Origin of the sequence: Mycobacterium sp. (assembly GCF_035499775.1) — a bacterium.
Lineage (GTDB): Bacteria > Actinomycetota > Actinomycetes > Mycobacteriales > Mycobacteriaceae > Mycobacterium.
This window is the reverse complement of record NZ_DATJYB010000588.1, coordinates 1-9,247: the sequence shown is the minus strand read 5'-3', so window position 1 is coordinate 9,247 and position 9,247 is coordinate 1. Positions and strand designations below refer to the sequence as shown.

Genomic DNA, 9,247 nt, shown 5'->3' with positions numbered 1-9,247 from the left:
CACTTTCAGATCATCGAAAGATACGGCGTCACAATCTATTACACCGCCCCGACGCTGATCCGTACGTTCATGAAGTGGGGCCGGCAGATCCCCGATGCGCACGACCTGTCCAGCCTGCGGCTGCTGGGGTCGGTCGGAGAGCCGATCAACCCCGAGGCCTGGCGCTGGTACCGCGAGGTGTTCGGCGCCAACAAGGTCCCGGTGGTGGACACCTGGTGGCAGACGGAGACCGGCTCCGCGATGATCTCTCCACTGCCGGGAGTCGCCGCGGCCAAGCCCGGTTCGGCGATGACACCGCTGCCCGGCATCTCGGCCAAGATCGTCGACGACCACGGAGATCCGCTACCGCCTGACACCGACGGCGACACGCACGTCACCGGCTACCTGGTGCTGGACCAACCGTGGCCCTCGATGTTGCGCGGCATCTGGGGTAACCCCGAGCGGTACCGGGAAGCCTACTGGTCGAAATTCGCCGAGCAGGGCTACTACTTCGCCGGAGACGGAGCCCGCTTCGATCCCGACGGCGCCATCTGGGTGCTGGGTCGCATCGACGACGTGATGAACGTGTCCGGGCACCGGATCTCCACCGCCGAGGTGGAGTCGGCGCTCGTCGGGCACGAGGCGGTTGCCGAGGCGGCGGTGGTCGGCGTGACCGACGAGATCACCGGCCAGGCCATCTGCGCGTTCGTCGTCGTGTGCGCCAGCTACGAGCCGCACGAAGGGACCGCGGGTGAGCTGCGAGCCGAGGTGGCCCGGGAGATCTCGCCCATCGCCAAGCCACGCGAAGTCCACATCGTGCCGGAACTGCCCAAGACCCGCAGCGGCAAGATCATGCGCAGGCTGCTACGCGACATCGCCGAAAACCGCGAGCTGGGCGATACGTCGACGCTGCTGGATCCCGGCGTGTTCGACGCGATCCAGGCGGCCAGGTAGCTGGGCACGCCTTCGCTCGCCGAGTGTGACGCCACAGTCACATTCGGCGCCGAGCGTGACTGTGGCGTCACACTCGCGGCAAGAGCCTCAGGCCGGTACCGGCACGAATCCCGAGCCGGGCCGGTTCTTGGCGTTGATGTCGGCCAATATCGAGTTGAAGTCCATCACCACCGCCGGGGTGTGCAGCGGGATGTACTTGATGACGCAGGTCGGCAGGTTATCGCTGAACGCACCGTGGATCATGCCGACCAGCAGATTGTTGACGGTCACCGGAGCCCCGGAGTCGCCGGGCCGACCGCAGACCTGCATGACGATGGTGCCCGGCTGCTGGCCCATCCCCCACGTGACGCCGCACGAGTTGCCGGTGGTGCGGCCCTGCTTGCAGGCGATCTGACCGAAAGCCGGATCCGGGCCGATGCCGCCGATCACAAAGCCGTTGTAGTTGGCCACCGGCGCCACCTTGGCCGGATCGAACTTGATCACCGCGTAGTCGAGGTTGTCGTTGCCCGAGACCATGACGCCCAACGGACCCCGGTTTTCCGCGCCCTCCGCGGCGACCTGCATGCCCGGGCCCCCACAGTGTGCGGAAGTGAAGCCGACCAGCTCACCGGCGCGATCGGTGCCGATGGTGGTCAGCGTGCACATGGTGTCGCCATGGATGACGATGCCCGCCCCGCCGCCCAGCGGGAGCCTGTCGTCGGCCACCGCGGTGCCGGCAGACAAACCAGGCAGGGCGCATAGCGCGGCCGCCAAGGCCGCCGCAAAGCACCGGTGCGCCATCTGCACAGCGAAACTCCTAGCCGGTTGAACGTCGGGGAACCGGTCCGCCAGTTTAGATGATCGGCCCGCGGCGCCCGGTCGGCACAAATTGCCCCGCCGTCAATTCGTCAGCCGGTGTTGGCTGGCCTCGTCTGGTACCGCACCACATGGCAACATGAACCGCGACGACAGCGACCGGGCAATCAACCGAGAGGACCGTCTGTGAGTAAAGGCGATGGCAAGAACGGTGTGCCCAGCACCCTGACCACGATTCCGTTGGCCGATCCACATGCCCGGTCTGGTGAGCCGTCGATCGGTGATCTGATCAAAGACGCGACAACTCAGATGTCCACGCTGGTGCGCGCCGAGGTCGAACTGGCCCGGGCCGAAATCACCCGCGACGTCAAGAAGGGCCTGACCGGCAGCGTGTTCTTCATCGCTGCGCTGGTGGTGCTGTTCTACTCGACGTTCTTTTTCTTCTTCTTCCTCGCCGAGCTGCTCGACACCTGGCTGTGGCGGTGGGTGGCGTTCCTGATCGTCTTCGCGATCATGGTCGTGGTGACCCTGGTGCTGGCGCTGTTCGGCTACCTGAAGGTCCGCCGGATCCGGGGGCCGCGCGACACCATCGAGTCGGTCAAAGAGACCCGCACCGCCCTCACCCCGGGCCACGACAAGTCGGGGATTCCTAAGGCGATTACTTCCGATGCGAAGGATTCGAAGGACTCCAAGACGCCCGCCGACCCCTCGGGTTGGTAAATGCCAGCACCTGATCCGTCGATGACCCGCATCGACGGGCCATGGCGCCATCTGGACGTGCACGCCAACGGCATCCGGTTCCACGTCGTCGAAGCCTTACCGGCGGGCGCCGCTACGCCCCCCGCCGAGCCGGCCACCGCGCGGCCACTGGTGATGCTGCTGCACGGGTTCGGTTCGTTCTGGTGGTCCTGGCGTCATCAGCTGCGCGAGCTGGGCGACGCGCGCGTGGTCGCCGTCGACCTGCGCGGCTACGGGGGTAGCGACAAGCCGCCCCGCGGCTACGACGGCTGGACGATGGCCGGCGACACCGCCGGGCTCATCCGGGCGCTGGGGCACTCGTCGGCGACGCTGATCGGCCACGCCGACGGCGGGCTGGCCTGCTGGGCCACCGCGCTGCTGCATTCAAGGCTGGTGCGTGCCATCGGCCTGATCAGCTCGCCGCATCCGGCCGCGTTGCGGCGATCCACGCTGACGCACCGCGATCAGGGCCGCGCGCTGTTGCCGTCACTGCTGCGCTACCAGGTGCCGGTCTGGCCCGAGCGGCTGCTCACCCGGGGAAACGCGGAAGAACTCGAGCGTCTGGTTCGCAGCCGCAGCTCTGCCAAATGGGTTGCATCCGAGGACTTTTCGGCGACCATCGGCTATCTGCGACAGGCGATCCGCATTCCCGGGGCCGCGCACTGCGCACTCGAGTATCAGCGGTGGGCGGTCCGCAGTCAGCTGCGCGGCGAAGGCCGGCGATTCATGAAGTCGATGTCGCAGCAGCTCGGCATTCCGCTGCTGCACCTACGCGGTGACACCGATCCCTACGTGCTGGCCGATTCGGTCGATCGCACGCAGCGCTACGCGCCGCACGGACGCTACATATCCGTCACCGGCGCAGGACATTTCAGCCACGAGGAAGCGCCGCGGGAAATCAACCGGCACCTGACCCGGTTCCTCGAGCACGTGCACGGGCTCAGCTGACGCAGGTCCCGGTATCCACCTTTTGAGTGTTGCCGAGTTTGGCTCGCTGACTGGCCACCTCGTCGGCGGTCAGCACGAAGCCGGTGTTGGCGTCCTCGACGGCCGCGCCGAACACCACACCGAGCACCTGACCCTTGAGGTCGATCAGCGGTCCGCCCGAATTGCCCTGTTCCACATTGGCGTAGATGGTGTAGACCTCGCGGGTCACCTGTTGCGGGTCGTGGTAGATGTCTGGTCCGGTGAGCTTGATGGCCTCGCGGATCCGGGCCGGGGAGGCGGTGAAATTGCCGCCACCCGGATAACCGAGCACCAGCACGCTGGTGCCCGACTTCGCCTCGCTGTCCGCGAAGACCAGCGGCTTCGCTGACAAGTTCGGTACGGCGAGAATGGCGATGTCGACCTGCGGGTCATAGGACACCACGGTCGCGTCAAACGGATTGCCGCTGGCGAAAACCTGGACGCTGTTGGAACCGGCCACCACGTGGGCGTTCGTCATCACCCGATTGGGCGAAATCACGAAACCGCTGCCCTCCAGCACTTTTCCACAGCTGGTCGCCACGCTGCGGATCTTGACGACGCTGGGCTGGGTGGCGGCCACCACCGGATCGTTTTTCAACGCCGCATCCGGCGGATCGACCCGCGCGATCGGCGCGCGGCTGAACGGCGGCAGCACGGCGGGTAGTCCGGAGGTGTTCAGCAGCGCCGAGAGCCGCTTGGGCACCGCATGCAGGAATTCGGGCGCAACGTCGTTGACACCGGCCAGAACCCGCGAACCCTTGACCGCGGAAGCCAGTTCGGGCTGATCCTTCGACTGCGTCAGCGGTGTCGCCAAGAGCCAGGCCGCGGTGAGCACCACGACGAGTTGCACGCCCACCCCGATGACCGAGTCGATGATTCGGACCGTTTGGTTGCGGATGGCGCCCCGCACCGCTCGTCCCAGCACCACTCCGGCGACCTCACCGACAACGACCAACGTGAGGATGATGAAGAGCGCGGCGAACATTCTGGCCCGGGTGGCCGCGATGTGGCCGGCGATGTGGGGCACCAGCAGCACACCGGCCACCGCGCCGAGCAGCACACCGACGAACGACAGCAAGGAGCCCAGCGCACCCGACCGCCAGCCCGAGATGGCTGCGATGAAGGCGACCGAAAGGATGGCGACATCCAGCCACTGCGACGGGGTCATCGAGTTCATCGCTGCCCACCTTGTTCGCCGACCAGCACCATCGCGTCGTCCAGCTCGCGCAGGTCGTCGGTGTCCCAGGGCTGGGCCCAGCCAGCGACGTCCAGCACCGCAGAGATCACCTGGCCAGTGAATCCCCACACCAGCATTTCGTTGAGCAGAAACGCCGGTCCGGCCCAGCGGCGGCTGAGGGTGCGCCGATACACCATTAGCCGGTTGGCCGGATTGATGAAGGCGCGCACCGGAACTCGTGCCACGATCGCGGTTTCGGCTTCGTTGACGACGGACACCGGCCCGGGATCCGGCGAGTAGGCCAATACCGGGACGACATGGAACCGGGACGGCGCGATGAACGTCCGTTCCATCGTGGCGAGCGGATGCAGCCGGGACAGATCGATTCCGGTTTCTTCGCGCGCCTCACGGAAGGCGGTGGCTACCGGTCCGTCGTCACCGGGATCGGAGGCGCCCCCGGGAAATGCCGCCTGGCCGGCGTGGTGGCGCAAGCTCGAGGCCCGCACGGTCAGCAACAGGTCGGCGTCGTGGGGCAGGCCGCCGTCGGCCGGCCCGGTAGCCGGACCGGAGAACAACACCAGCACGGCGGCCTCGCGGCCGGCGCCGCGGCCAGAGGCCGCGGATGACAGGGCTCGCGCCGCGGTCACCATCGCCAGCACATCGGCCGGCAGCCGACGCCGGAACGCCTCGGGCATCTGATCGACGTTGTCGACCAGCGGACGTAACCAAGGCGGGCCGAGATCAGGCGTCAGGGGAACCGCAGCACTCACCGGCGTCTCCCTCGCGTCCAAACCGCTGCACGGCGCTCATCTCGCGTCGTTTCCGAGCGCAGCCGCGATCTCGTCGGCACTCGCGAAAGCCCGCGGCAGCGTCTGCGCAACGCTACCGTCCGGTCGCAGGACCACCGTCGCGGGCATCACATTCGCGACCGCCAGCGCCGCCGCCACCCGGCGGCGACCGTCTTGCAAAGTCGGCAGCCGGACACCGAGATCCGCCAGCCGCAGCAACGCCGCCGTCTCGTTCTCGTCCTGATGCACCGTCACGACCATCACGTCGGAACCTACCCGCCGTTGATACTCGGCCATGGCGGGCAACTCGGCCATGCACGGTGCACACCAGTACGCCCACAGATTGAGGACCACCCGGCGCCCGGCCAACGCGCGGGCGACGTCGACGGCCGAGCCGTCGGCCGCGCACTCGACCACCACGCCACGCAATGCCGCCGGGCCACTGGCGGTCGGGCTACTGGCGGTCGGGCCACTGGCGGGACACAGCGGCAGATTCGCGCGTTGCCGAGGCCCCGCCAGCGCGGCCGGGGTATCGGCGTCTCGGTGTTCGCGCCCGGCGGATGCCTGGGGGGTCCGGGTCGTCGGGGAGTCGTCGAGCAGCTGGGCGACCAGCGCTGCCGTCAACGCCGCCACCACCGCCAAGATCGCGATGGTCCAGCGGGTTCGTACGGCCACAGTTCCCGCTATTACAACCCGGCCAGGGCCAGCAGATGCTCGGTTTCCGGGCCCTGGACCAGGGGTGCGGCGAGCAGCGGATCGGTCGGACCGAGGCCGAAGGAGGGGCAGTCTTTGGCGAGCACGCAGACCCCGCACGCCGGCTTGCGCGCGTGGCACACCCGGCGACCGTGGAAGATCACGCGGTGGCTCAGCAAAGTCCACTCTTTGCGCTCGATGAGTTCGCCGACAGCGTGTTCCACCTTGACAGGGTCTTCTTCGGCGGTCCAGCGCCACCTGCGCACCAGCCGTCCGAAGTGCGTGTCGACAGTGATCCCCGGGATGCCGAAGGCGTTGCCCAGAATGACGTTAGCGGTTTTGCGGCCGACTCCCGGCAGCGTCACCAGTTCCGCCATGGTGGCCGGCACCTCACCGTCGAAGCGCTCGACCAGGGCTTGACCGAGGCCGATCAGCGAGTTCGCCTTGTTGCGGTAGAAACCAGTGGGACGAATGAGGGCTTCCAGCTCGGTGCGGTCCGCCTGCGCGTAGTCCAGCGCCGTCCGGTATCTCGCGAACAGGGCCGGCGTGGTGAGGTTCACCCGTTTGTCGGTGCTCTGCGCCGAGAGAATGGTGGCGACCGTCAACTCGAGCGGCGAGGTGAAGTCCAGTTCGCAGTACACGTGCGGAAATGCCTGTGCCAGTGCGCGATTCATCCGTCGCGCCCGCCGCACCAGGCCGACTCGGGTTTCTGCCGACCAGCGCCGCGCCACGTCGGCGCCGGTGACCGCCGGACTCGGCTTAGCACGGCCCGACGATTTTGCCGCTTTCACCTACGACAGAGTACTGATTTCGTGATCTGACTGAGACCTCATGTTGATTGAAGGCCATGTTTACTCTCCTTGTGTCGTGGTTGCTGGTTGCCTGCGTTCCGGGGCTGCTGATGCTGGCGACGCTCGGGCTCGGGCGGCTGGAACGAGAACTGTCCAGCAACACCGTTACGGCAAAAGACGTCGCCGAATTTCTCGAGCAGGCCGAGGCGGTGGACGTGCACACGCTGGCCCGCGAGGGTATGCCCGAGGCGCTGGATTATCTGCACCGGCGCCAGGCCCAGCGACTCGCCGAATCGCCGCCACACGGCTCCCCGCCCGGGCCGCCGCGCGCCGAGGTGTTCTTTGCCGCCGATCACGCCGACCCCGGTATGTCCGGTTTGCCGACCCGAATACACGCCCATTCCCGGATTAATCCGCAATTTAGGGAGACTCCGGACGTCAATCGTGTGTAGCGTTGGCAGGTCGAACCGATTGGCCTACCTTTAGACGCGTGTCACTCGTAAGAGGTTGGCCTGCCCGTATCTAATTCGTTGGAACTTGAAGAGGCAAGAAGAGGCAACGTGGACGAGGTCCTGGCAAGGGCAGGGATCTTCCAAGGGGTTGAGCCCAGCGCAATCGCCGCACTTACCAAACAACTGCAACCCGTCGACTTCCCTCGTGGACATACGGTTTTCGCCGAAGGAGAGCCCGGCGATCGGCTGTACATCATCATCTCGGGCAAGGTCAAGATCGGTCGCCGCTCGCCAGACGGCCGGGAGAATCTGCTGACCATCATGGGCCCGTCGGACATGTTCGGCGAGTTGTCGATCTTCGACCCGGGGCCGCGGACGTCCAGCGCGACCACGATCACCGAGGTGCGAGCGGTGTCGATGGACCGCGACGCACTGCGGGCCTGGATCGCCGACCGTCCCGAAATCGCCGAGCAGCTGTTGCGCGTACTGGCCCGGCGGCTGCGGCGCACGAACAACAATCTGGCCGACCTCATCTTCACCGACGTTCCCGGACGGGTGGCCAAGCAGCTGTTGCAGCTCGCGCAGCGGTTCGGCACCCAGGAGGGTGGCGCGATGCGGGTCACCCACGACCTGACCCAGGAAGAGATCGCCCAACTGGTCGGCGCTTCCCGGGAGACGGTGAACAAAGCGCTGGCCGACTTCGCCCACCGCGGCTGGATCCGGCTGGAGGGCAAGAGCGTGCTCATCTCCGACTCCGAGCGCCTGGCCCGCCGAGCGAGGTAAGCGCGCGGAGCGCGGTAGATCTCCTGCGCCGAGCAGACGCAGAATCGCACGCGCCAGCGCGGAATAGTGCGATTCTGCGTCTGCTGGCGGTTACTCGGCGCGCAGATAGTCCAACTGCACCTGCACCGACCACTCGGCGGCATCCCAGAGCTTCTCGTCGACATCCACATAGACGTGTTCGACGACCTGGCGCACGCTGACGTCGTCTCCGAGATCCCGCACCGCCGAACGCACCTGCTCCAGCCGCTCGCGGCGGTGCGCCAGGTAACCCGACGTCACGGCGTCCAGGTCGGGCAAGTCCGGCCCATGTCCGGGCAACACCGTCCGGTGGCCCAAACCGTGCAGCCGGTGCAGCGATTCCAGGTAGTCGGCCAGGCCGCCGTCTTCCTTGTCCATGACGGTGGTGCCGCGGCCCAGCACCGTGTCGGCCGTCAACACCGCGTCGTCGAGAACGAACGACAACGAGTCGGCGGTGTGACCGGGGGTTGCCATCACCTTGATCTTCAGGCCGGCCGCATCGATCACCTCGCCATCGGTCAGCTCACCGCCGAGGCCGCGGCAAAACCCGCTGCCGGCGGACCGCACCGTCGCCCCGGTCAGCTCGACCAGCTTGTCGATGCCGTCGGTGTGGTCGCCGTGCCGGTGACTGATCAGCACCAGGGTGATCCGGCCCAGCGCGGCAACACGCGCTATGTGCTCGTCGTCATCTGGCCCTGGGTCCACGATGACCAGCTCGTCGCTGCGCGGGCCGCGCAGCACCCAGGTGTTGGTCCCCTCCAGCGTCATCAGGCCGGGGTTGTCGGCCAGCAGCACCGACGCGGTGTCGGTGACCGCCCGCAGCCTGCCGTATGCGGGATGGGTGAGTGACTCAGCAGGCTCGGCTGGCTCGGACATAGGACCTCAGCCGACCTCCACGATCAACTCGATTTCCACCGGCGCATCCAGCGGTAGTTCAGACACACCGACCGCCGACCGCGCATGCGCGCCCTTGTCGCCGAACACCTCGGCGAGCAGATCGGAAGCTCCGTTGACAACGCTTGGCTGGCCATTGAATCCCGGAGCGGACGCGACGAACCCGACGACCTTGACCACTTGGACCACCGCGTCGAGACCCACCAGCGCATCCACCGC

General features: G+C 67.0%; 12 protein-coding genes. 5 read left to right on the top strand and 7 right to left on the bottom strand.

Annotated features, from left to right (window positions below; translation table 11 throughout):
- On the top strand, positions 1-933 hold a 933-nt coding region (locus tag VML93_RS35665), incomplete at its 5' end, for an AMP-binding protein (protein ID WP_325618128.1).
- A gap of 87 nt (positions 934-1,020) precedes the next feature.
- On the opposite strand, the gene VML93_RS35660 is transcribed toward VML93_RS35665, so the two are convergent.
- Positions 1,021-1,719 carry a serine protease gene (locus VML93_RS35660; protein WP_325618126.1) on the bottom strand — a complete coding sequence of 233 codons (699 nt, stop codon included), beginning with the start codon at positions 1,717-1,719 and terminating at the stop codon, positions 1,021-1,023.
- 195 nt (positions 1,720-1,914) lie between these two features.
- On the opposite strand from VML93_RS35660, the gene VML93_RS35655 reads away from it, so the two are divergent.
- Both VML93_RS35655 and VML93_RS35650 read left to right on the top strand, forming a co-directional pair.
- Positions 1,915-2,448: a phage holin family protein gene (locus VML93_RS35655; protein WP_325618124.1), complete on the top strand. Its 534-nt coding sequence runs from the start codon at positions 1,915-1,917 to the stop codon at positions 2,446-2,448.
- On the top strand, positions 2,449-3,414 hold the full coding sequence (locus tag VML93_RS35650; RefSeq protein ID WP_325618122.1) for an alpha/beta hydrolase: 966 nt from the start codon (positions 2,449-2,451) through the stop codon (positions 3,412-3,414). It abuts the gene before it with no gap.
- Here VML93_RS35650 and marP read toward each other — a convergent pair.
- The 4 genes from marP to nth are packed head-to-tail and all read right to left on the bottom strand — an operon-like array spanning position 3,407 to position 6,821.
- Positions 3,407-4,600 carry an acid resistance serine protease MarP gene (gene marP / locus VML93_RS35645; RefSeq protein ID WP_325618134.1) on the bottom strand — a complete coding sequence of 398 codons (1,194 nt, stop codon included), beginning with the start codon at positions 4,598-4,600 and terminating at the stop codon, positions 3,407-3,409. The genes VML93_RS35650 and marP overlap by 8 nt on opposite strands.
- Positions 4,601-4,605: 5 nt before the next feature.
- Positions 4,606-5,400, bottom strand: coding sequence for a CoA pyrophosphatase (locus VML93_RS35640; protein ID WP_325618120.1), 795 nt, complete (start codon positions 5,398-5,400; stop codon positions 4,606-4,608).
- Positions 5,401-5,415: 15 nt separating this feature from the next.
- Positions 5,416-6,072 carry a TlpA disulfide reductase family protein gene (locus VML93_RS35635; RefSeq protein ID WP_325618118.1) on the bottom strand — a complete coding sequence of 219 codons (657 nt, stop codon included), beginning with the start codon at positions 6,070-6,072 and terminating at the stop codon, positions 5,416-5,418.
- 11 nt (positions 6,073-6,083) lie between these two features.
- Positions 6,084-6,821 (bottom strand): endonuclease III, encoded by a 738-nt coding sequence (gene nth, locus VML93_RS35630; RefSeq protein WP_325618130.1) that lies wholly within the window; start codon positions 6,819-6,821, stop codon positions 6,084-6,086.
- Between the two features lie 116 nt (positions 6,822-6,937).
- Between nth and VML93_RS35625 the strand changes: the two genes are divergently transcribed.
- Both VML93_RS35625 and crp read left to right on the top strand, forming a co-directional pair.
- Positions 6,938-7,333 (top strand): hypothetical protein, encoded by a 396-nt coding sequence (locus VML93_RS35625; RefSeq protein WP_325618116.1) that lies wholly within the window; start codon positions 6,938-6,940, stop codon positions 7,331-7,333.
- Positions 7,334-7,441: 108 nt separating this feature from the next.
- Positions 7,442-8,116, top strand: coding sequence for a cAMP-activated global transcriptional regulator CRP (crp, locus tag VML93_RS35620; protein WP_325618114.1), 675 nt, complete (start codon positions 7,442-7,444; stop codon positions 8,114-8,116).
- A gap of 90 nt (positions 8,117-8,206) precedes the next feature.
- On the opposite strand, the gene VML93_RS35615 is transcribed toward crp, so the two are convergent.
- Positions 8,207-9,010: an MBL fold metallo-hydrolase gene (locus VML93_RS35615; protein ID WP_325618111.1), complete on the bottom strand. Its 804-nt coding sequence runs from the start codon at positions 9,008-9,010 to the stop codon at positions 8,207-8,209.
- A 6-nt stretch (positions 9,011-9,016) separates the two neighbouring features.
- Positions 9,017-9,247: RidA family protein (locus VML93_RS35610; RefSeq protein WP_325618109.1), on the bottom strand; the 231-nt coding region annotated here is incomplete at its 5' end.

Coding starts and splice junctions, on each gene's coding strand:
- marP (WP_325618134.1), bottom strand. CDS start 4,600: ATGACCCCGTCGCAGTGGCTGGATGTCGCCATCCTTTCGGTCGCCTTC.
- VML93_RS35615 (WP_325618111.1), bottom strand. CDS start 9,010: ATGTCCGAGCCAGCCGAGCCTGCTGAGTCACTCACCCATCCCGCATAC.
- VML93_RS35625 (WP_325618116.1), top strand. CDS start 6,938: ATGTTTACTCTCCTTGTGTCGTGGTTGCTGGTTGCCTGCGTTCCGGGG.
- VML93_RS35650 (WP_325618122.1), top strand. CDS start 2,449: ATGCCAGCACCTGATCCGTCGATGACCCGCATCGACGGGCCATGGCGC.